Origin of the sequence: Acinetobacter sp. F9 (genome assembly GCF_019195275.1) — a bacterium.
In the GTDB taxonomy this organism is placed as follows: Bacteria; Pseudomonadota; Gammaproteobacteria; order Pseudomonadales; family Moraxellaceae; genus Acinetobacter; species Acinetobacter pseudolwoffii.
The window spans coordinates 2,212,614-2,235,119 of the sequence record NZ_CP078068.1 but is presented as its reverse complement, the minus strand read 5'-3'; the positions used below and the strand labels follow the sequence as shown (position 1 = coordinate 2,235,119).

Here is a 22,506-nt window from a genome sequence, read left to right as displayed (position 1 = left end):
ATGCAATTAAACAAATTTACCGACTATGCTTTGCGTATTTTAATGTACATCTCCCAGCCGCGAGATACGCCGTATACGATTGCGGAAATTGCGCGAGATTTGTATGTGTCACAAAATCATTTAATGAAGATTGTGCATTTCATGTCGAAACAAGACTGGATTATTGCCACACGCGGTAAAGGCGGCGGCATCCGCTTAAATCCTACTACACTAAATCTAAAACTCGGTGAGATCGTGCGTAGCTTGCAGGGTGAAAATCATGTGATTGTCGAATGTAATATCCCACCCTGCGTACTGCGTAGCAATTGTGGTTTAAAAGGTATTCTCGACCATGCGCTGGAACAGTTTTACCAAAGCCTGAACCAATATACCCTGGCCGATGTGCTCACCCCATCTAACCAATCTCATTTTAGTACTGTTTCTCCAATCGGTTTAATTAACCTGATGGATTAAGTTGCAATAGCATTGCAAAGCAAAGTTCGCTTGCCTGTGCGACTTCCTTTATAATGTTTCTTTGTAGATCATTTATTGAAGTTGAGTTATGCACCACAGCAGAGGAAAATCCAAAAACAGTAAGACAGCCCATGCACCCAAGCAAAAGATCAGCTACGAGAAAAAAGTTGATTCTGCTATTACTGAATATTCTGTGCGCTCACTCAACTGGCTACGCAAAGCCGAATTTTTAATGAGTGCACCAAAACTCAGTCTTTGTGTAGAAGATACAGGCTATGAAATTGCTTTTGCCGGTCGCTCCAATGCCGGTAAATCCAGTGCGATTAATGCCCTGACCAACCAGAAACAGTTGGCACGTGCATCAAAAAGACCCGGCCGCACCCAGATGATTAACTTTTTTAGCTTGGGTAATCCAGATCAGCGTCTGGTCGATTTACCAGGCTATGGCTATGCTGCCGTACCAGAGGCGATGAAAATTGTTTGGCAAAAAGAACTGGAAAATTATCTGATTCATCGCAAAAGCTTACAGGGCTTGGTGCTGTTGATGGATATTCGTCATCCGCTACAACACTTTGATGTGATGATGCTGGAATGGGCTTATTCACGTCATTTGTTTGTGCATGTTCTTTTGACCAAATCAGATAAGCTGAATCGTGGCCCTGCCTCTAAAGCGCTTCAGGAAGTCAAAGCCGCATTAAAAAAAATGAAACTGGACTTCTCGATTCAATTGTTCTCCTCCATGAACAAAGAGGGACTTGAAGAACTGGCCAGCGTCATGGGCGGCCGTCTGAATTTCACTTTAGATCAATCAACTCAATTTGATTTGGACAGCATTCCGGAAGTATCGGCTCATGATCTAAATCAATTCGATGAACCAGTTGAACTCGACTCTGAGTCTGATGCAACTGCTATTGGTGAGGTTTCACCGCATGACTTAAATGAAGCTGAAGAACCGCTTGAATTACTTGAGCAGGATCAGTCAGAACTTAAAGCAGCAGATGAGCTGAACCAGAATAAACGCTCAGCTGAATAATCAAATGACAAAATATTTGATTGATTGATTTAAATTAAAAACCTCCGTTATGCCGCATAACGGAGGTTTTTTTCTAAGGTGATTTTCACCATATCAAGCTGGTCAAGTGATAGCAGCGCCGGATTGATCAGATTTACCTGTCTTTACATGAAGACTGCATTGTTTACTTAGTGATTAAATCCTGATTCATATTAGAATAAATCTTGATCAGCCCTAGATCAGAAACCCATTATGACACCATCTATCTCTGTGATTACGCTGGCTGTTCAGGACATAGAGCAATCATTGCAATTTTATTGTGAGGGTTTAGGCTTTAAAAGCGACGGAATTATGGGGCAGGAATTTGAATATGGTGCGGTGGCGTTTATTCAACTGCAATCCGGTCTTAAGCTTGCCTTATGGCCGCAGCGCAGCCTTCAGCAAGATACCGGTCTTGAATTGAGCCCGATCTGCCCAACCCAAATGGCGCTGGGACATAATGTCTATAGTCCATTAGAGGTTGACCAGATCATGGTACTGGCTGAACGTGCGGGCGCTAAAATTATCAAAGCTGCACACACCACCTTTTATGGCGGATATGCTGGTTATTTTCAGGATCCCAATGGTCATCTCTGGGAAATTGTCTGGAATCCGGACTTAGATAAAGATTAAACCGGCGCTTCAGGTTCACGGGTATGCCGGTCTACCACCACACTGATCATCATATCGCCCTGCACATTCACCACGGTACGTACCGTATCCAGTAAACGGTCGATCGGCAATAAAATCGCAATCGCCTCGGCAGGCAATCCCACAGATTGCAACACCATAATCATGGTGACCATGCCAGCGCTTGGAATCCCAGGTGCGCCTAAGGATGCAATCATTGCCGTGGCACAGACCACCAGCTGTTGCCCCAGACTCAGATCCAGCCCCATTAAATTGGCAATAAACAAGGCGGCGGCTGCTTCATAGAGTGCTGTGCCATCCATATTCAGCTGTGTTCCCAGTGGAATCACAAAACCTGCCGTATGCGGACGTACGCCCAGATTTTCCTGCGCACATTTCATTGACAGTGGCATGGTGGCCGAACTGGAACTGGTGGCAAATGCGGTAATTAAAGCAGCGCGTGTGCCTTTAAAGAACGTGATCGGATCCATCTTGCCAAAAATCCACAGCAATAAAGGCAATACCACGATGCCATGGAAAATGGTGGTTCCGGTGACCACGGCCGCAAATTCAGCCAGACGACTGAGTACCGAAATATCCTCAGTCGCGATCAGCTTGGCCAATAAAGCAAAAATACCGAAAGGTGCCAGTTTCATCACCCAGCCAATCATCAACATCATGATTTCAAAAAACTGGTGACTCAACTTGCGCACGGTACGGAATTTATCTCCGCCTGCGACCAGTGCCACACCGACAAACAAGGCAAAGACCACCACCGCCAGGACATTGCCATCTGAAAATGCCTTAAACGGATTGATCAGGGTATTTTGGATAAAATTGGTAAAGAAAGAAGATGGCGTTAAGGTGTCCGGAGTCTGATGCTGCGCCATGGCATCCTGGAACATCAGTACATCGACACCCTTGCCGACATCAAACAGATGTGCACAGGCCAGACCTAAAATGAGTGCCAAAGTCGTTGTGGTCACACAGCACATCAGGGTGATTTTCCAGGTGCGATTCAGTTGTCCGCCTGCCTGCAGATTGGATACCCCGACCACAATCGACGTAAAAATTAGCGGAACCAACAGCATTTTTAATAAGCCGATAAAAACACTGCTGACGATGCCGATGCCGTATAAACTGACATCAAAAAATGAGGTCTGCGGAAATATCGTGAGTAAAAATCCAAACAGCACCCCCAATACGGCGGCAATTAAAATTTGCGTATTTAAGCTCATCTTTTCATGCATTTTAATATAGATCTTAAGCGGCACTATGCCATGCCGATTCTACAGAATCGAGTAATATTTTATAAACGCGTGCCTAGAACAAGATCTCAAATAATGATTGTTCTGCGAATTAAAAACAAAAAAACCGAATCTGGGATTCGGCTTTTTGAGCAAAAAATATAAAAATTATTGGGTTTCGATTTCACGTAAGCGGATCAGCCCTTCCTGCGTGGTACTACAGACCAGTTCGCCATTCTGCCACATCCGTCCAAAATTCAGACCACGCGAACTGGCACTCTGGGTGGCATCCATGTCATATAGCATCCATTCATCGGCACGAAATGGCTTATGGAAGTACATGGCATGGTCAATACTGGCACATTGCAGGCTTGGCGAAATATAGCTCAGACCATGTGGACGCAGTGCCGTGGTCATCAAGGTAAAGTCTGAATAGAAAGCGGCAATGGCCTGATGCAAAGAAATCTGATCCACTTCTGCAGCAATTCGGTCATGCGTGCGGATATAGTGCGCATAAGACGGCGCTTCCGGTTGCGGCTGAAACGGATTTTGCGGATTGATCGGGCGAATCTCGACATGACGATCACGGGTGAAGGACGCACGGACATTTTCCGGAATAAACTCAATCATTTGTTTGATCAGTTCTGCTTCATTTTTCAGGCTTTCTGCTGGCGGATATTCCGGCTCTGAAATCTGGTAATTGAGACCTTCTTCCTGATGCGCAAAAGACACCATACACATAAAAATAGTGCGACCATGCTGAATTGCACGTACTTGACGGCTGACAAAGCTCTTGCCGTCACGGATACGATCCACTTCATAAATAATCGGTGCATTGACATCTCCACCAAACAGAAAATAGGCATGTAACGAGTGTGCCGGACGGTCTGTGGTATAAGACGCAGCGCGGAGTGCCTGCCCTAAAACCTGCCCACCAAACACGCGCTTGCCCACCAGATTACGGCTGATTCCCCGAAAAATGTTTTCTTCTAACTTTTCCAAGCTGAGCAGCTCGACCAGTTCCTGTGTTAAGGCATTCATAAGCAACCTACGTAATATTGGAGATATCCCAAAAATGGAAAAACAGATCTAAATAATTAATCTGGAATATTCTGCCACAAAATCAGACCGAAACTCTAAAGATTGCATGACTGTTCTGTCATACTGATGTCATAAGTGACTAGGAAAAGCATCTGCTTTCACGCTAAAATTAGAGCACTTCTGTTGAAGTTGTTAAAAAAAGATATATGGTTTCGCTTTGGAAACCCGCAAAAATAAATCCCCTCAGAAGTCCTGTGGTTTTGGTCAGTAAAATTAGGAGCAGCTATGTCCAAGAATGGCTTTGGTCAAATGTATCGCAAGCTTTCAAGTAAGCTACTTGATCTTGTGGTTACCCCTCATGTTCTTGGGGAAGTACCAAGTGAAGTGACAGCACCTGAACCTGATCAGACTGCAACAGAATCGCGAAAGCTGGTCTGCTACGTTTTACAGAACCATTCGCGTAGTAATGCGCTGGTCGTCGATGCAGAAACCCGCCGTTTAAAGTTGCCAGCTGCGCTCGATCCAATGCAACTGGGCAATAGTAAGGAAAAAGCTTCGCTGCTGTTTTTACAGCATCATGATGAAAATAACCTGCTCAGCTCACCGCCGCATGCGTTTCCGCCGCGCCTGTTACGCCTGATTGAAATCCTGGAACAACATCCTGAACTAGATGTGGAATTGGTGCCAGTCACGGTGCTTTGGGGACGTGAACCTGAAAAAGAAGATTCCTGGTTCAAACTGCTATTTACCGATACCTGGTCTACGCCAAGCCGGGTCAAGCAACTGGTCAATATCGGTCTGCATGGCCGTCAGTCTTATTTAGAGTTTCACGAACCCCAGTCTTTACGTGCCATGATTGAGCATGCCAAAAAAACGCATCCAAATTCAGCACCAGCGACTTATATTGTTAGCACTTTAAATGATTATCTGGATGGGCAGCGCGAAGTGATTCTCGGGCCGGATCTGTCCGATCGCCGTAATGTCATGCACGGTTTAATCAAATCGCCAGATGTACAGGCTGCGATTCGCAATGACAGTATTCGCAGTAAAATCTCGATGCTGGAATCTGAACGTCGTGCCATTGGTTATCTGAACGAAATCGTTTCCGATTATTCTCATTCGACTGTACGTTTTGCCGATAAAGCTCTGACCCGCTTATGGACGCAACTCTATGACGGCGTAGAAGTACATAATTTCAGTACCGTGCGTGAACTGGCCAAAGATTATGAGATTGTCTATACCCCATGTCACCGCAGTCACATCGACTATTTGTTATTGTCTTATGTGATCTATCGTCGTGGCTTGATGGTGCCGTATATCGCTGCGGGCGATAACCTGAACATGCCTTTTGTGGGTCAGATTTTACGTGGTGGCGGTGCCTTCTTTATCCGCCGTACTTTCCGTGGCAATGCGCTCTATACCACAGTCTTTAAAGAATATTTATATAGCGTTCTATCACGCAATACCCCACTGGAATACTTTATCGAAGGTGGTCGTTCACGTACTGGTCGTTTGCTACCACCTAAAACTGGGATGCTGGCGATGACCGTGCATGGTCATTTACGCGGCAAAGCCAAACCAATTGTCTTTGTACCGACCTATATCGGTTATGAACGCCTGATGGAAGGCGGCACTTATGTCGGTGAGATGAGCGGCAAGCCGAAAGAAGCCGAATCTATTTTTGGTATTGTCAAAACCCTGCGCAAAATTGAACGCATTTTCGGTAAAGTGCATCTGAATTTTGGTGAGCCGGTATTTCTGGATGACATCCTGAAACAGCATGGCGCAGAAAATATTAAAATTGAAAAGAACGATGATCCAATTCCACAAGCAGTTTCTGATGCAGTAAACAGCTCTGCGCAAGCGATTCTGGAAAATATCAACCGTGCAGTGGTGATCAATCCGGTATCGCTATTATCGTTGATCCTGTTGGCGACACCGAAACATACGCTGGATGAAGAAATCTGTATCAAGCAGCTTGATACTTATCGTACCCTGCTGGCGGCATTACCTTATGATGAGCGGATGGAAGTTACCCCGCTTTCAGGCAAAGAAATTATTGCCTATGCAATGAAGCTGAAACTGATCAAGCGGGTAAAACATGTGCTGGGCGATATCATTGCCATTGAAGATAATCAGGCAGTTTTGCTGACTTATTTCCGTAACAATATCGTGCATTCCTTTGTGCTTCCGTCATTGATTGCAGCACTGGCTGAACACAATGGAACGATTCGCCGTGATGATGTCGTCAACATCAGCAGCACCCTGTACCCATTCCTAAAAGCAGAGCTGTTTTTAAAATGGCGTGAAGATGAGATTCAGGATCAAGTCAATGCGCATATTGATAACTTGATTTCTGCCAAACTGATCACGCAAGATGGTGAAAATCTGCTTGCTCCGGCACCCAATACTGAAGTCCATCATCAGCTCGAAGTTCTGGCTGCACCAGTGACTCAAAGTCTGGAACGTTATTACATGACTTTGGCACTGATTACCCAACGTGGTTCAGGCAATATTTCGACCCGTCAGGTTGAAGAATTGAGCTATCTGGTTGGTCAGCGTTTATCAGTTCTATACGAATTCAATTCGCCAGAATTCTTCGACAAAGCCCTGTTCCAGAGCTTTATTAAAGTCTTAACCCAAAAAGGTTATCTGTGTACCAATGATGACAATGCCATTGTTTTTGATGAGCAGCTGACCAACGTGGCGCAATATGCAGATCTGGTACTGGATGAAGTGAAATTACAGATGCTGCATCACATCACCGCCTTTACCGATGAAGAACTCAAAGAAGCACTTGATGCAGTTGCGGCTGAACAAGCCAAGAAACGCGCCAAGCGCAAAAAGAAGTAAAGCTTTTATTCTCTCTCTTTCAGGAGATGGGAAGCAGTGCTTCATAAGGGGATGAGGGAGAATTTAAAATCCCTCCCCTTCTCCCCAGCTCTCTCCTACAAGGAACGGGAATTTAATCCTCCCTTTTTAAAGGGAGGTTAGGAGGGATTACTTTTCCTCATTAGTTCCAAATAATCCTCAAAACAATCTGTACGCTTTAATTCAAATCCTGTTTTTTGCATCCGAGTGGCATAGAGCTTTTTACCGGTGACCTGCTCGCTCTCGAGCTTAAGTACAGGCAGCCCCATCTGCTGCTGAAACCATTGCAAGACTTCATGTAAAAGCTGTGGCTGGTTATTGCTCACAATATAAGAAGACTCAGGATGTTCCACGTGAATCATCTGTGACAAGAAATGTGATAAATCTTCGATATGAATCCGGTTTGACCAGTGCAGATTTGGATAGCTGGTCATAGATACTGCCATTTTTTGTAAGCGCTCTACCGATGTTCCATAAATTCCACTTGGGCGAATGATTGTACATTGCTCAGGATAAGCCGCTAAATAGGCCTGCTCCATCCGATACAGGATTTTTCCTTGCACATCGTTGGGCTGTAGAGGCGTTTCATCATTGATATTTTCTCCAGCATTTTGCCCATAGACCCGTGTCGATGACACCACCACAATCCGCTGCACTGGATGCTGTTTCAAGGCAGTCACAATCGGCTGAACTGAATCCAGATAGGTGTACTGATAGCCTTCAACCGTACTTTGTTTTGGACTAAGCAATACATAGACCCAATCAATCGGTGTGACTGTCGTTAAATTCAGTTTATGCACATCTTGAATCAGATGAGTTGCAAAGGAATCTGTTTTGGGACTTGAGCTAATTGTGCTAATTTGATGACCTTGCTCAAATAGTTGTTTAGCAACACGCCGGGATGTTTTACCATAACCGATAAATAGAATATGCATTGAGCACCGAATCACGAATCTGGTTGAGGGGACATGGCTGCAGTCCATCAGTTACAAGGCGTTGGCAATGCCGCCGCTGCATTACTTGAAAAATTAAATATCTTCAATACTGATGATTTGCTTTTTCATCTACCACGTGACTATGAAGACCGTAGCACGATCATTCCCATGAATCAATTGAGCGTGGGGCGTAGCTATTTGCTCGAAGGTATCGTCAAAGGTGTGGATTTCCCGCCGGGTAAACGCAAGTCCATGGCTGTATTACTGGATGATGATTACGGTAAAGTCACTTTGCGTTTTTATCATATTTATAAAGGCATCACCGATCGCTGCAAGCTCGGTCACCGTTTAAGAATTTTTGGTGAAGTCCGGGTCGGTGCGCGCGGTCTGGAAATGTATCATCCCGAGCTGCAAGTCATTACTGAAGATACCCCGCTACCGCAAACCCAACTTACCGCGATTTACCCGGCCACTGAAGGTCTGACCCAGCCAAAAATACGCGATTATATTCAGCAGGCTTTGGCTCAGTATAGCGATCATCTGCCTGAACTGCTGCCAGCAAAATTTAGCAATGGTTATGCGTTAAAACAGGCACTGGAATATATCCATCATCCGCCAGTCAATGCCAATATGTTACAACTGGCACAAGGCTCGCATCCCGCACAGCAACGCCTGATCTTTGAAGAACTGGTGGCGCATCAGATCAGTTTATTGACCCGGCGTGCCTTTATTCAGCAGGTTGAAGCCCCTTCATTTGCACCGAGTAAAACCTATGCCAAACAGCTTCTGGCCAGTCTGGCTTTTGAAATGACCGGTGCGCAAAAACGTGTATCCAAAGAAATCGCACAAGATTTAAAAGCCAATAAACCAATGTTACGTCTGGTGCAAGGCGATGTCGGTGCCGGCAAAACATTGGTGGCCGGTGTCGCAGCCTGTCATGCCCTGGAAGAAAGCTGGCAAGTGGCGTTGATGGCACCTACCGAAATTCTGGCCGAGCAGCATTATCTCAACTTTAAACGCTGGTTTGAGCCACTAGGTCTTAATATCGCTTGGCTGTCCGGCAAGCAAAAAGGCAAAGCCCGCGCCGCAGCGGAACAGGTCATTCGGGACGGGAGCGCCCATCTGGTGATTGGCACCCACGCCCTGTTTCAGGAGAATGTCGAGTTTGCCAAACTCGGTCTGGTGATTATTGATGAGCAACACCGCTTTGGAGTCGATCAACGTCTTGCACTCAGAAATAAAGGCCTGGATGGCATGTCCCCGCATCAGCTGGTGATGACCGCAACCCCGATTCCCCGCACCTTGGCCATGTCGGCTTATGGTGATCTGGATACCTCGGTGATTGACGAGCTGCCACCGGGTCGTACCCCGATTCAAACGGTGACCATTCCACTGGATCGGCGTGAACAAGTTCTGCAACGTATTTCGACGAATTGCGCTGAAGGCAAACAGGCCTATTGGGTCTGTACCTTGGTGGAGCAATCCGAAACTTTAGATGCCCAAGCCGCGGAGGCCACTTTTGCCGAAATTCGGGAACGCTTTCCTGCGCTGAATATCGGTCTGGTACATGGCAAAATGAAAGCCGATGAAAAACAGGCGGTGATGCAGCAATTTAAGAATAATGAATTACAGCTACTCATTGCCACCACCGTAATTGAGGTCGGGGTCGATGTACCCAACGCTTCCATTATGGTGATTGAAAATGCCGAACGTTTAGGCCTGTCACAGCTACATCAGCTACGTGGTCGGGTTGGCCGTGGTGCCAAAGCCAGTTTCTGCGCCCTGCTATACAAGCATCCACTATCGCAAAACGGTCAGGAACGCTTAAGAATCATGCGTGAAACCAATGATGGTTTTATGATTGCCGAGAAAGATCTGGAATTGCGTGGGCCGGGTGAATTACTGGGGACTAAACAAACCGGCGATATGAATTTCCGCGTGGCCAAACTTGAACGCGATGATCACCTGCTCAATCAGGCACATTATGTGGCGCAGCAAATTTTAAAAGATTATCCAGATCAGGCTGAGGCGTTATTACAACGCTGGCTACCGGAAGCACCGCGTTATGCCTATGTTTAAATTACTGGCACAGGGAATCTCCAAGCTGAATACGCTTCAGCCCTGCCAGTTGTGTCAGACTGATTATCAGAGCATTTATTCAGTCTGTCAGGATTGCTGGCAGCAGTTGCCGTGGATACATCAAACCATTCAGCGTCAGGAAATGCAGTTTCAGATTGCCTGCGATTATGCCTACCCAATGGATCGGTTGATTCAGCTGTTTAAATATGAACAGAAGCTGCATCTGCAAAATTTACTGGCCGGTACGCTGTTGAGTTTAGAGCTACCCAAAGTCAGTGCAATAGTCCCGATGCCGATCTCGACTGAACGCCTGGCCGAACGCGGTTATAATCAATCTCTGGTGCTGGCCAAGCATGTGGCGAAAAAATTGAATGTTCCCATCTGGCAACCTGTTAGCCGGCTGAAACAGCATTCACAAAAAGGCTTAAGCCGTCTGGAAAGAATCGAAGATATCCAGTCGCAATTTCAGATCAGTACACCGTCTAATATTCGTTACCGACGCGTGCTAATCATTGATGATGTAGTGACGACTGGCAGTTCGATTCTAGCGCTCACTCGAAAACTTGAAGAGCTAGGCTGTCAGAAAATTTATGCAGCCTGTCTGGCAGGTGCACAAATCTAAAATTTAAGCTTGGGCGAGTAAATGTGACTTCACCCAAGGAATCACAATTTCAGTGGTCAAGGGTGCCAGTAGCACCTCGTTTTCATCCAGATCAACCCATTTCATTTCAGCGATTTCTGCTTCAATTTTAGGTGCTTGATCGAGACTTACCCAATAGACATAACTCACCAGTTGATGATCAGGTTCATTGGCAGTCTGGGTTTCAAAACGGCCAATGAATTGCTGAATCTGGGCTTGCGTGCCAATTTCTTCCTGAATTTCACGCAACATGGTGGCTTCTGGGGTTTCATTTGGCTCCAGCTTGCCACCGACCTGCATAAAGCAGGATGTTCCTTGCTTGCGAACCACCAGCAGTTGCTGCGCTTCATTTAAAATAATGGCTGCAGCCACCGTAATCACTTTCATTTATTTTCTACAATTGCGTATTCTGGATAACTTATTTTACAAGGTCGGTCTGATCAACCATACCCCATTTGGCTTCAGGCGGCTGATAACTTTCGAATTGGCGCAAAATATCGTCCAGATCATCACTGATAATCAAAGCCTCAGTGAAACGTGATTTAGTAAAACCCTTCTCCGTGGTCATACGGATGAATTTAATCAGGTCATCATAAAAACCATCGGTATTGAGAAAAGCACAAGGCTTCTGATGAATTCCCAATTGTGCCCAGGTCCATTGTTCAGAAATCTCTTCCAGTGTTCCTGCACCACCGGGAATGGCAATAAATCCCTGGGCCAGTTCCGACATCCGGGTTTTACGCTCATGCATATTATCCACCACATACAGCTCGGTAATATGTGGATGTGCCAGCTCACGATTGACCAGCTGTCTTGGAATCACGCCAATCACCTTACCGCCCGCCGCCAAGGCACTATCAGCCACAATACCCATTAAACCAGAACGACCTCCTCCATAAACCAGCGTTTGCTGTCGTGCCGCCAGAGTCTGACCGACTTTTTCGGCAACCTGCGTATAAAGAGGATCCGAGCCAAGCGCTGAACCACAAAAAATTGCGATAGAATTCATCATTTCATCCTCTAATTGACGCCATATTGTACGAAATCGCGGCAAGTGCGCTTTTTACCAAAATAACTGCTTAATATCAGTGTTTTTATTCAATTCCTTGTCTAAAATACACCCATTCCAATTCACATACTGCGCCCGGGAGAAAAGACAGCATGCTTGAAGCCTTTTACGCCACAGAGCGCGGTAGCTTAGAAGATATCACGATTAATGGTGATTTCGACCTGCATCCAGATTTAGTCTGGCTTGATCTGATTGCGCCTTCACAGGAAGAGCAGCAATGGATTTTAGATGCCTACGAGCAAAATTTACCGACCTTAAAATCGCTGGAAGATATTTCCTCGAGTGCCCGATTTTACCGTGATGATGACGGTATTTTGCATATCAGCACCTATTTTTTAACCAAGAATAAAAACTATCAGGTCGAAAATGAACACGAAGATGAATCCAGTATGCTGGCAACAGTACAAACCGTTGCATTCATTCTGCACAAGGATCGTCTGTTTACTTTGCGTGGTGAAAAACTGGTGGCTTTTCGCGCCTTTCGTGCCCGCGCGCGCCGCAATGATTATGAAATCGATTATAAAGATCCGACCTGGATTTTATTGGGCTTACTCGAAGCCAAGCTGGATGAGCTGGCCGATATTCTGGAAGATGTGCATAAAGATTTAGAGAAATATTCAACTGAAGTGTTGAATAACCGCCATCGTGAACAGATTCTGGATCTGGATGACATGATTACCCGCTTGGCGCAACTTGAAGATATGTTGGGTAAAGCGCAACTGTGTTTAATCGATTTACGCCGCGTCCTGACCTTCCTGTCGCGTCCACGCGCCTTGGGCAGTCATATTTATGATGCGGATATTCGAGAACTGAGTGAAGATGTGCGCTCGCTGGTCGAGCATGATGCTTTCTTGTTCCAGAAAGTGCGTTTCCTGCTCGACACCACATCCGGATTCATTAACACTGAGCAGAACGATACCATTCGTCGATTCTCGATTCTGCCGAGTATGCTTGCGCCACCAATGCTGATTGCCAGTATTTACGGTATGAACACCGAAGTGCTGCCCTTTGCACAAGGCACCATGAGTTTCATCATGGTCAGTATTATTTTAATTGGCTTCCTGATTGGCCCATTAATTTACTTTAGATGGAAGAAGTGGATCTAGAATCCCTCCTAACCTCCCTTTTGAAAAGGGAGAGATGTTTCCTGTCAGGGAGAGGTTTTTTATTAGATATCCCTTTCTAAGTCTCACTTGCTCTTTAGATTTAAAGTGAAGCGCAAGAAATGCCTGTATTTAATTCATATTTATTTAATCCCTCTTCAACTTCTCTTTAAAAAGTGAAGAAAATGGTTAGGGAGGATTTTTACACCCCTCTCTCTAACTCTCTCCCTGAGGCAGAGAGGACGTGCAATCCATATTTAGATCTATTTGATTTGAATGATTTCTTAAAATTTGATCACAATAAAAAAGCACCTTTCGGTGCTTTTCTTTTACTGAACGATGTTTAAATCATCCTGCAAATGGCTGGCCTGAATGATATTCATCATTTTAGCAGGAACAGCTTTAAACTGTAGCCCTTGAGCCTGAGGAGTCTGGCGCAGCCAGCGCACCAACACTGCCAAAGCCAAAGTACTGCCACTTTCAAGCTCAGCCAGATTAACCACAAGTGGAAACTTGCTTTGTGACTGGATCACACGCAGACCATTTAAGTAATAGTCCTGTGCATTGTCATAGTCAATCTTGCCTGAAACCTGTAGTTCCTGATCATTGAATGTAATCACGGCTCACCTGTTTGATTATTTCTTGTCGATTGCAGCTTCTGCATCCGGTTTAAAGTTGGCAATTGCTTTATCAATATTACCGCCATTACGTTTTACCGTCGCAGCAAACTGGTTACGGAACTGCAAACCCAGGTCAATACCCGATACGTTGATGTTGCGGATTTTCCATTGTGAACCCTTGTCCACCAGCTGGAATGCTACTGGAATTTTCTCGCCTTTGTTATTAAAGTCGATGGTCACAACAGGGTTTTTGCTGTTGCTGGCCTTGTAAGGACGCACGCTATAAGTCTGATTACTGAACTTGGCAAAGGCAGAACCATAGTTTTCAATTAAGGTTTCACGGAAATTCTTTTCAAACTGCGCACGCTGTGCCGCCGTACTATATTGGTTCGTGGCATACGTGCCCATCACAATACGTGTGAAAGACTGAGAATCAATATACGGATCCAGATTCTGGCGCACAATGCTTTTGACCAAAGCTGGATTTGATTGCAGTTTTGCATTGTCAGCTTTGAGGCGCTCAATTAAACCATCTGCTACTTTTTTAATAAAAGCAGGTGGTGCTTCAGACGGTGCAGCAAACACTGTGCCAGCAACCATTGTTGAAAGAATGCTTACTGCAAGCGTTTGTTTTACTAAAGTCTTCACTGAATTCTCCTCAATCTATTATTCAACAAATGCAGGTTCTGCATCTGTTGTTTCTGAAACTGTCGTCTGTTCCGATGTAGTTTCTTGACTATCTGACGATTTGCCGGCACCACCAGTAATAAACTTCGTCACCAAATCTTCAATTTCCATGGTGCCTTGGGTATTGGCAATCTGATCGCCGCGTTGCAAATAGCTCAGACCACCACCTGGAATAATTTTCAGGTACTTTTCACCCAATAAGCCATTGGTCGCTACCATAATATAAGCATCTTCATCAATATTGGTGATGGATTTCATGTTAGCTAACAGTTGTTTTTCCATGTCTTTTTGTTGCGCAGGTGTCGCTGCTTCATAGTCCGAGCTGTAGCGTAACTCGTCCAGAGCTTCCTCTTGAACTTGCTTTAATTGTTCAGCATTAAATGAGGTCAATGAGCCATCTAAAGTCATATGTACGGTTGCCAGACGCGTTACAGGATCCAGGGTAATATCATCGACCTGTCCCACTTTCACCCCGCTTAAAGCGACTTTGGCACGTGGCTTGATGCCATTCACATTTTCAAAAGTTGCCGTCATTTTATAGCTGTCGGAAATATTGCTGCCGACCAGACCACTGACACGCATCGCTAAAAAGAATAAGGCAATACCAAATAAAATAACAAAAACACCAACGGCCAGCTCACTAGTACGTGATTTCATTAAACACCTCCGAACATGACCGCAGTCAACACAAAATCAAAGCCTAAAACGCACAGTGAAGAATAGACGACTGTACGCGTTGTAGAAGTTGCAATACCTTCCGATGTCGGTACACAGGCATAGCCTTGATATACCGCAATCCAGGTACACATTAATGCGAATACAAAACTTTTAATAATAGTGCCATTCAAGACATCTTTATAGAATTGCACGCTGCTTTCCATGCCGCTCCAATAAGCACCTTCATCGGCCCCTAAAAAGTCTACACCGACCATTTTACCGCCCATAATTCCGACTGCGGCAAAGATCACCGAAAGCATGGGCAAGCTGAAAATCCCCGCCCAGAGACGTGGCGAAATCACCCGTTTTAAGGGATCCACCCCGATCATTTCCATACTGGACAATTGTTCAGTGGCTTTCATCAGACCAATTTCTGCGGTCAAAGCCGAACCGGCACGTCCTGCAAACAGCAAAGCCGCGACTACAGGTGCTAATTCACGCAGCAAGGTCAACGCCACCGCTGTACCAAGCATGGATTCACTGCCAAAGGTCGACAGAATACTGAACATCTGCAAGCCAAGCACGGCACCAATAAACAGACCAGAAACCACAATAATCAGCAGGGACAATACCCCGACCCTATACATCTGATAAACAAATAGTCTTAGCCCAAGCCAGGTCGGCATGGAAAATAAGATCTGCAACAGCATCAGGGTTGCGACCCCAATCCCCTGTACACGTTCAATAACGCGTCTACCTAATGCGGCAATTGCATTCATGAACGTACCTCATCACTTAAGTAAGCCCGATGACTAAACTGATAATCGACTGGACCTTCCACCGAACCCGTCAGGAATTGCTGCACAAAAGTTGAAGGATGCACTTTTAGCTCTGCCGGTGTCCCCTCGCCCTGGATCTTGCCTTCTGCCACGATATAAATGTAATCAGCAATGGATAAGGTTTCTGTCACATCATGTGAGACAATAATCGTGGTCAGATCCAGTGCTTCACGCAGAGAGCGGATTAAACGAGTCAACACCCCCATCACAATCGGATCTTGTCCGGCAAAGGGTTCATCGTACATGATCAGTTCAGGGTCCAGCGCAATCGCCCGGGCTAAAGCCACACGTCGGTTCATACCACCAGACAGTTCCGATGGCATCATTTGCTCTGCACCGCGCAAGCCGACGGATTCCAGTTTCAATGCCACGATTTCCTTAATTAGATGTTCTGGCAGTTTGGTATGGGCCCGAATTGGAAACGCGACATTTTCATACACGCTCATATCGGTAAACAAAGCACCGCTCTGAAATAGCATACCCATCCGTGCACGTGCTGAAAAAAGTTCGGAACGTGACATCGAGGCAATATCTTTGCCATCCAATAAGACCTGACCATGCTCAGGCGTCAGCTGCCCACCGATCAATCTTAATAAGGTGGTTTTACCGGTTCCGGATGGCCCCATAATGGCGGTAATCTGCCCACGACGAATATTTAAACTCACGTCGTCATAAATCACGCGCTCGCCTCGTTTGAAGCTCAAATTCCTGACTTCAATCAAAGACTGAGTATCTCGCGCTGTTTGATTTTTCATAGCTGAGTTTATTCCTACATTTTTTCAGCATGCATACTATAAAGGAACGAAGTTCAAAATGTTAGCAGTTGAAAAAGGTGGGTGAATATCATAAAAAGATGACAATAATTGATTATTTCGTGTTTTTTATAATAAAAATATGTACTTAGGCTTAAAATGACTAGATTGATTAATTAAAAACACTGTATAAATAATAGATAATATTACATAAAATCAAAGTCAATGCGATATATGGCATATGCACCTCTATCAATTGAGATCGAGCAGCTAAACTTTTCATATTAATAATTATCATAACCCTGACAAAATATGAATTAGTAGACATTTTACGTTAAAAAGCAAAAAACTCAATGCATAAAAAAACCGGTATTTCTACCGGTTTTTTTATCTTCATCTAGCGACTCTATTAGTCGTTAAATTTACGACGTGGACGATCTTCACCACCGAACGAACGTTCACCACGTGGTTTGTCATCAAAGTTGCGACGTACTGGACGATCACCGAAATCACGTTTTGGACGATCATCACCGAATGAACGCGCTGGACGATCACCGAAACCACCTTCACGACGTGGAGCAGGACGATCACCAAAATCACGTTTTGGACGATCACCATAACCGCCTTCACGAGCTGGCTTGTAATCTACACGGTTGCCACGGTTGTCATCATTAGAGCGAGGACGGTCACCAAAACCACCTTCACGACGCGGAGCTGGACGATCACCGAAGTCACGCTTTGGACGGTCATCAAACGAACGTTGTGGACGGTCGCCAAAACCACCTTCACGACGCGGCGCTGGACGGTCACCGAAGTCACGCTTTGGACGGTCATCAAACGAACGTTGTGGACGGTCGCCAAAACCACCTTCACGACGTGGCGCTGGACGATCACCGAAGTCACGACGTGGACGATCTTCGCCAAATGCCGGACGTTCGCCACGTGGTTTGTCATCGAAGCTACGACGTGGACGATCATCACCACCTTCACGACGTTTGAAGTTGCTTTCGCCTTCAAAACGACGACCGCCACCGAAACCACCACGACCGCCATCACGACGACCGCCGTCACGGCCACGACCACGACCAGCGCCATCACGGCTACCACGTGCAGGAGGTGGAGATGGCTCAAGACCTTCAATTTCAGATACATTTAGACGCGCATCAAGGAAGTCTTCTAAAGCACGGATCTTGCCACGCTCACGGTAAGTTGCAAGTGTAATGGCTTTACCAGTACGACCGGCACGACCTGTACGACCAATACGGTGTACATAGTCTTCGTTCTTCATTGGAAGACCGAAGTTAATTACGTGTGAAATGGTTGGTACGTCAAGACCACGAGCAGCAACGTCAGTTGCAACTAAGATCTTCGCACGACCTTCACGGATGCTGCGTAAACGGCGGTTACGTACAGTTTGTGGCATAGCACCGTGTAGCGCTACAACTGATAGGCCTGCTTCAGCAAGTTCTTCAGCCAGCATATCTGTGTCTTCTTGAGTTGACGCAAATACAACTGCTTGATCAACGTCTTCTTCGTTCAACCAGTGAGTAAGAAGTTTTTTCTTGTGCTCGAAACCGTCAGTCCAATGCAAAGTCTGAGTAATATCAGTATTTGTAGAGTGACCAGTTTCAATCGAAATACGCAGTGGATCATTCATCATGCGTTCTGCAAGTGTAATGATACGTGGTGCAAACGTCGCAGAGAACATTAGAGTTTGTTTACGGTTTGCAGCCAACTCACCAATTGCTTCTAAGTCTTCAGAGAAACCGAGGTCAAGCATACGGTCAGCTTCATCGACGATTAACGCATCAACTTTATCAAGTTTGATTTGACGGCGATTCACCAAGTCAAGTAGACGACCTGGAGTTGCAACAACAACTTGCGCGCCTTTTAACTGTTGAATTTGCTTACCGAAAGGCATACCGCCCATGATTGCAGCAATACGAACACCTTTCATGTGACGTACAAATGCAATTGCGTCTTGACATACCTGTTGTGCCAATTCACGAGTCGGTGAAATCACCAGAATATTCGGTTGAGTAACCGCTTTCATACGGTCTTTAAATGGTACTAATGTATCTTGGCTTGCCAACGCATTTAAGGTAGGAAGCAAGAAAGCAGCAGTTTTACCAGAACCTGTTTGGCTTGACACAAGAAGGTCTTTACCTTCAAGTGCAGCTGGAATCGCTTGTTCTTGTACAGGAGTTGGAGTAGTAAAGCCTAAAGCATCGAGAGCCTGGGTTAGAGATTCGTCGAGGGAAAAATCAGCAAAAGTTTTGCTCATAGAGAGTATTCACCCTGAAGTGGGTGCTCCATTTAATAAATAACAATTATGGACATCGGCAAAAAGCGGCACAGCAAATAATGCTGAAAATATTAGGATTCAGCAGCGATCCGAGTAACGACGATGTGGATATAACGCACGCATGATTACGGCCGCAAACCTGAAGGAATCGCTTAAGCGATTGGGGCGCGAAGGATATGTCCTCTCTATGGACAGCACGCGCATACAATGATTAGAAGATAGTGTTCAGGTAAAGAACAGAAATTAAGTGCGTGGCGAAATTATAGCAGAATAATCAACAATGTCATTAAGTTTTAAAACTAATTTGCTCTGTTTATAATTTATATATTAATTTCATACACTTAAATATGAATAAAAAATGTAACAACCGGTATAAAAAGGCAGTTTTCGCCAATTCACTTGATATTTCCAATATTCATATCATGTGAGAAATATACTCTACTTCCCTTCTTAACTATTTTACTGCTCTAAAAAAGGCATCCCGAAGGATGCCTTTTATCAAAATTAGATATATTTCATCTAAACCCGATTATTTTGCTGCTTCACCCCAAGCAGGAACAACTGCTTGCATTAAAGGTTTAAGCATTTTCATTGAACAAGCCAAAACTTGACCATTTTCCATAGAGTCGCTACCACCACGTGCATCAACTACAGTACCGCCTGCTTCTTTCACGATCAATTCGCCCGCTGCGATATCCCAAGGTTTTAAACCAAGTTCGAAGTAAGCATCAAAACGGCCTGCAGCAACATAGGCTAAATCCAATGCCGCAGAACCTGAACGACGATATTGCGCGCCAGCTTCAGTCACGTTTAACAAACTTTGAAAATGGTTCTTGGCATAAGATACAACTTCGCCATTACGTTTAGCACGGTAAGCGTGACCAACAGCCATAAAGGTATTTTCCAGGCTGTCTTTGACATTCACACGAATACGACGCTGGTTCATCATGGCACCACGACCACGACTGGCAGAGAATAGCTCATCTTTCACCGGGTCATAAATCACCCCGTGTTGAGTAATGCCTTTGTGCTGAACTGCGATAGAGATACAGAAATGCGGGAAACCGTTAATGAAGTTTAAAGTACCATCCAGTGGATCGATCACCCAACACCAATCGGCGTCGTGACCATTACCTTCCTGATAGCCAAACTCTTCACCAAGGAAACTGTGATTTTTATAGCTTTTACGTAGGGTATCGATGGTCAACTGCTCCAAATAACGATCTACACGCGTTACTGGACCATCAATTCCTTTTTCTTCGACTTGTAGATCGAGTTTATGACGATTCTGATGCGCTTTTAAAAGCTCTTGACCAACTAACTGAGCCGCACGCGCAGCCATCACCACCATAGGTTCCATTGAACACCCACTACAAATTTAAAGAAACTGATAAAGAATAATGCATAAAAGCCCCGATATCTTAGCAAATATCAGGGCTTTTTTGGAGAAAATGTGTCTAAAATTTTTAAGAACTTATGACAAAACGCTTTGCCCCAAGGCTGACCAGGCTTGATTCATTGATTTTTCAATACCTTGCGCATCCAATCCGGCCTGCTGCAACATTTGTGCATGCGTGGCCTGAGCCATAAACGTGTCGTCTAAACCAAGATTCAGCAGCGGTTTCACAATCTGTGCTTCTGCCAGATATTCATTCACAGCACTACCCGCACCGCCCATCACGGCATGTTCTTCTACTGTCACAAACAGACTGGTGCTTGATGCCAGATCATCCAGCATTTGCGTATCAAGAGGTTTGATAAAACGCATGTTCACAACACGCACACCAATCTCATGTTTCACTGCAAAGGCTTCAGCGGCGTCGACTGCGGCCTGTACCCGGCTGCCAAAAGCCAGCACAGAAATATATTCGTCACACTGCGCATTAAAGCTGGCGACAATTTCCGCCTGACCGATTGGAATTTCAAGCATCTTTTGCTGGATATCCACCCCTAAGCCATTACCACGTGGATAACGCACAGCTGCCGGCCCAGGATATAAATAAGCGGTATGCAGCATTTGACGACATTCATTTTCGTCTTTTGGTGCCATGATCACGATATTCGGGATCGTCCGCATATAGGCATAGTCATAGGCACCGGCATGGGTCGGGCCATCTTCACCGACCAGACCAGCACGATCAATACCGAAGGTCACATCCAGATTTTGTAAGGCCACATCGTGTACCAGCTGGTCATAACCACGTTGCAGGAAGGTCGAATAAATTGCCACGACCGGCTTTAAGCCTTCACAGGCCATGCCCGCAGCCAGCGTCACGGCATGCTGCTCTGCAATCGCGACATCGAAAAAACGTTCCGGATATTCTTTGGCAAACTGCACCATACCTGAGCCTTCGCACATGGCCGGTGTAATCGCGAGCAAGCGCGAGTCCTGTGCTGCTTCATCGCAGAGCCACTGTCCAAATACATCCGAATATTTCGGTGCAGTCTTGGCAGCGGTAATGGCATTAAGCTTGCTAATCGCGTGATATTTGATTTGATCCGATTCGGCCGGCGCAAAGCCCTTGCCCTTTTTAGTATAGATATGAATCAGACGTGGGCCTGTACGCTTTTTCAGCGCTTTAAATACATGCACCAGTTGTTTGACATCATGACCGTCGTAAGGGCCGAAATAGTCAAAGCCGATGGCTTTAAACAGGTTATCTGCGGCATCAGTCGCGGCACAGTGCAAGCGTGAGTTATACAGCCACTCCGGATGCGGCTGTACGTAAGCTTCACCTTCCTCGGTAATATTAACGAATTCACCGCGCTCCCAGATCGCCGCCAGATGCTTGGCAAAACCGCCAGTACTGCAAGAAATCGACATGTCATTGTCGTTCAGCACCACCATCAGATCGGCATTGTGCGCAACGGCATCGTTCAAGGCTTCAAAGGCCATACCCGCCGTCATGGCGCCATCGCCAATAATCGATACCACTTCACATGGCTTGTTCTGGTAGCGACGTGCCAAGGCCATGCCCAGACCAGCAGAAATCGCCGTCGAAGAATGCCCTACCCCAAAGGTATCAAATTCAGATTCTTCACGTGCCGGAAAGGCTGCCAGACCATCTTTGGCCCGGATAGTGGTGAGCTGTTCACGACGACCGGTCAATGCCTTATGCGGATAGGCCTGATGCCCCACATCCCAGATCAGACGGTCATGTGGAGTATTGAAGCAATAGTGCAGAGCCACCGTAAGCTCAATAACACCGAGGTTTGCACCAAAATGTCCACCACTTTGCCCGGCAGCATACAAAATGAATTGACGTAACTCATCTGCCACCTGTACTAGCTGGCTTTGCTCGAGTAAACGTAGTTGCTCAGGATGATTGATCGTATCCAGCAACGGTGTTACAGGGCGTTGAGTAGGGATTTCTGTATACAGCATATTATGGCAAAGCCTTCTAAAGCCTGGCAAATCTAAAGCTAGGTCAATGGGGAGTACCCGATCATATAGCTGAATTGTAGCAGCTTCAATTCAGCTACGCTTCTAGCGATGCAATATTAAACAATGATCTCATCGGGGTGAA

20 protein-coding genes are annotated in these 22,506 nt (G+C 45.6%); 7 read left to right on the top strand and 13 right to left on the bottom strand.

From position 1 onward, the window contains the following. From KT990_RS10565 to KT990_RS10555, 3 genes are all read left to right on the top strand, one after another. On the top strand, nucleotides 1-453 hold the full coding sequence (locus KT990_RS10565) for an RrF2 family transcriptional regulator (protein ID WP_218208772.1): 453 nt from the start codon (nucleotides 1-3) through the stop codon (nucleotides 451-453). Nucleotides 454-541: 88 nt separating this feature from the next. Next, nucleotides 542-1,486: a ribosome biogenesis GTP-binding protein YihA/YsxC gene (yihA, locus tag KT990_RS10560; protein WP_218208771.1), complete on the top strand. Its 945-nt coding sequence runs from the start codon at nucleotides 542-544 to the stop codon at nucleotides 1,484-1,486. Nucleotides 1,487-1,717: 231 nt separating this feature from the next. Further along, nucleotides 1,718-2,137 carry a VOC family protein gene (locus KT990_RS10555; RefSeq protein ID WP_218208770.1) on the top strand — a complete coding sequence of 140 codons (420 nt, stop codon included), beginning with the start codon at nucleotides 1,718-1,720 and terminating at the stop codon, nucleotides 2,135-2,137. Here KT990_RS10555 and KT990_RS10550 read toward each other — a convergent pair. Together KT990_RS10550 and KT990_RS10545 are read right to left on the bottom strand one after the other, a co-directional pair. Continuing rightward, complete coding sequence (locus KT990_RS10550; protein WP_034608350.1) at nucleotides 2,134-3,372, bottom strand: dicarboxylate/amino acid:cation symporter; 1,239 nt, start codon at nucleotides 3,370-3,372, stop codon at nucleotides 2,134-2,136. The genes KT990_RS10555 and KT990_RS10550 overlap by 4 nt on opposite strands. 177 nt (nucleotides 3,373-3,549) lie before the next feature. Continuing rightward, nucleotides 3,550-4,422, bottom strand: a complete 873-nt coding sequence (locus KT990_RS10545) for an acyl-CoA thioesterase (protein ID WP_005094170.1) — start codon at nucleotides 4,420-4,422, stop codon at nucleotides 3,550-3,552. Nucleotides 4,423-4,707: 285 nt separating this feature from the next. On the opposite strand from KT990_RS10545, the gene plsB reads away from it, so the two are divergent. Next, nucleotides 4,708-7,275 (top strand): glycerol-3-phosphate 1-O-acyltransferase PlsB, encoded by a 2,568-nt coding sequence (plsB, locus tag KT990_RS10540; RefSeq protein ID WP_005168738.1) that lies wholly within the window; start codon nucleotides 4,708-4,710, stop codon nucleotides 7,273-7,275. Between the two features lie 137 nt (nucleotides 7,276-7,412). Here the strand turns inward: plsB and KT990_RS10535 are convergent, their stop codons facing one another. Next, nucleotides 7,413-8,228, bottom strand: a complete 816-nt coding sequence (locus KT990_RS10535; RefSeq protein ID WP_005094173.1) for an NAD-dependent epimerase/dehydratase family protein — start codon at nucleotides 8,226-8,228, stop codon at nucleotides 7,413-7,415. A gap of 33 nt (nucleotides 8,229-8,261) precedes the next feature. On the opposite strand from KT990_RS10535, the gene recG reads away from it, so the two are divergent. Continuing rightward, on the top strand, nucleotides 8,262-10,307 hold the full coding sequence (gene recG / locus KT990_RS10530; protein ID WP_218208769.1) for an ATP-dependent DNA helicase RecG: 2,046 nt from the start codon (nucleotides 8,262-8,264) through the stop codon (nucleotides 10,305-10,307). After that, nucleotides 10,294-10,929, top strand: coding sequence for a ComF family protein (locus KT990_RS10525; RefSeq protein WP_074383589.1), 636 nt, complete (start codon nucleotides 10,294-10,296; stop codon nucleotides 10,927-10,929). Before recG ends, KT990_RS10525 begins: the two co-directional genes overlap by 14 nt. Before the next feature lie 3 nt (nucleotides 10,930-10,932). Here the strand turns inward: KT990_RS10525 and KT990_RS10520 are convergent, their stop codons facing one another. Together KT990_RS10520 and KT990_RS10515 are read right to left on the bottom strand one after the other, a co-directional pair. Continuing rightward, nucleotides 10,933-11,334 (bottom strand): NUDIX hydrolase, encoded by a 402-nt coding sequence (locus KT990_RS10520; protein WP_159138636.1) that lies wholly within the window; start codon nucleotides 11,332-11,334, stop codon nucleotides 10,933-10,935. 31 nt (nucleotides 11,335-11,365) lie between these two features. Beyond that, entirely contained in the window at nucleotides 11,366-11,956 is a 591-nt protein-coding gene (locus KT990_RS10515) for a TIGR00730 family Rossman fold protein (RefSeq protein WP_005094184.1), read from the bottom strand. A gap of 152 nt (nucleotides 11,957-12,108) precedes the next feature. Here KT990_RS10515 and KT990_RS10510 point away from each other — a divergent pair, with 152 nt between their 5' ends. Next, nucleotides 12,109-13,122, top strand: coding sequence for a CorA family divalent cation transporter (locus tag KT990_RS10510; RefSeq protein WP_005168743.1), 1,014 nt, complete (start codon nucleotides 12,109-12,111; stop codon nucleotides 13,120-13,122). A gap of 326 nt (nucleotides 13,123-13,448) precedes the next feature. Here KT990_RS10510 and KT990_RS10505 read toward each other — a convergent pair whose 3' ends face one another. From KT990_RS10505 to dxs, 8 genes are all read right to left on the bottom strand, one after another. Next, complete coding sequence (locus KT990_RS10505; protein ID WP_005168745.1) at nucleotides 13,449-13,739, bottom strand: STAS domain-containing protein; 291 nt, start codon at nucleotides 13,737-13,739, stop codon at nucleotides 13,449-13,451. A 15-nt stretch (nucleotides 13,740-13,754) separates the two neighbouring features. Further along, nucleotides 13,755-14,387 carry an MlaC/ttg2D family ABC transporter substrate-binding protein gene (locus KT990_RS10500; RefSeq protein ID WP_005094187.1) on the bottom strand — a complete coding sequence of 211 codons (633 nt, stop codon included), beginning with the start codon at nucleotides 14,385-14,387 and terminating at the stop codon, nucleotides 13,755-13,757. A gap of 18 nt (nucleotides 14,388-14,405) precedes the next feature. Next, the gene (locus KT990_RS10495; protein WP_180071967.1) at nucleotides 14,406-15,083 is read right to left on the bottom strand and encodes an outer membrane lipid asymmetry maintenance protein MlaD; all 678 of its coding nucleotides are present in this window, start codon (nucleotides 15,081-15,083) and stop codon (nucleotides 14,406-14,408) included. Beyond that, nucleotides 15,083-15,862 (bottom strand): lipid asymmetry maintenance ABC transporter permease subunit MlaE, encoded by a 780-nt coding sequence (gene mlaE / locus KT990_RS10490; RefSeq protein WP_074383590.1) that lies wholly within the window; start codon nucleotides 15,860-15,862, stop codon nucleotides 15,083-15,085. Before mlaE ends, KT990_RS10495 begins: the two co-directional genes overlap by 1 nt. Further along, nucleotides 15,859-16,677 carry an ABC transporter ATP-binding protein gene (locus KT990_RS10485; protein WP_180050836.1) on the bottom strand — a complete coding sequence of 273 codons (819 nt, stop codon included), beginning with the start codon at nucleotides 16,675-16,677 and terminating at the stop codon, nucleotides 15,859-15,861. Before KT990_RS10485 ends, mlaE begins: the two co-directional genes overlap by 4 nt. 406 nt (nucleotides 16,678-17,083) lie before the next feature. After that, nucleotides 17,084-18,958 (bottom strand): DEAD/DEAH box helicase, encoded by a 1,875-nt coding sequence (locus KT990_RS10480; protein WP_074383591.1) that lies wholly within the window; start codon nucleotides 18,956-18,958, stop codon nucleotides 17,084-17,086. Between the two features lie 550 nt (nucleotides 18,959-19,508). Continuing rightward, nucleotides 19,509-20,339, bottom strand: coding sequence for an inositol monophosphatase family protein (locus KT990_RS10475; RefSeq protein ID WP_034608351.1), 831 nt, complete (start codon nucleotides 20,337-20,339; stop codon nucleotides 19,509-19,511). A 114-nt stretch (nucleotides 20,340-20,453) separates the two neighbouring features. Beyond that, nucleotides 20,454-22,364, bottom strand: a complete 1,911-nt coding sequence (gene dxs / locus KT990_RS10470) for a 1-deoxy-D-xylulose-5-phosphate synthase (protein WP_100355141.1) — start codon at nucleotides 22,362-22,364, stop codon at nucleotides 20,454-20,456. Nucleotides 22,365-22,506: the final 142 nt, after the last annotated feature.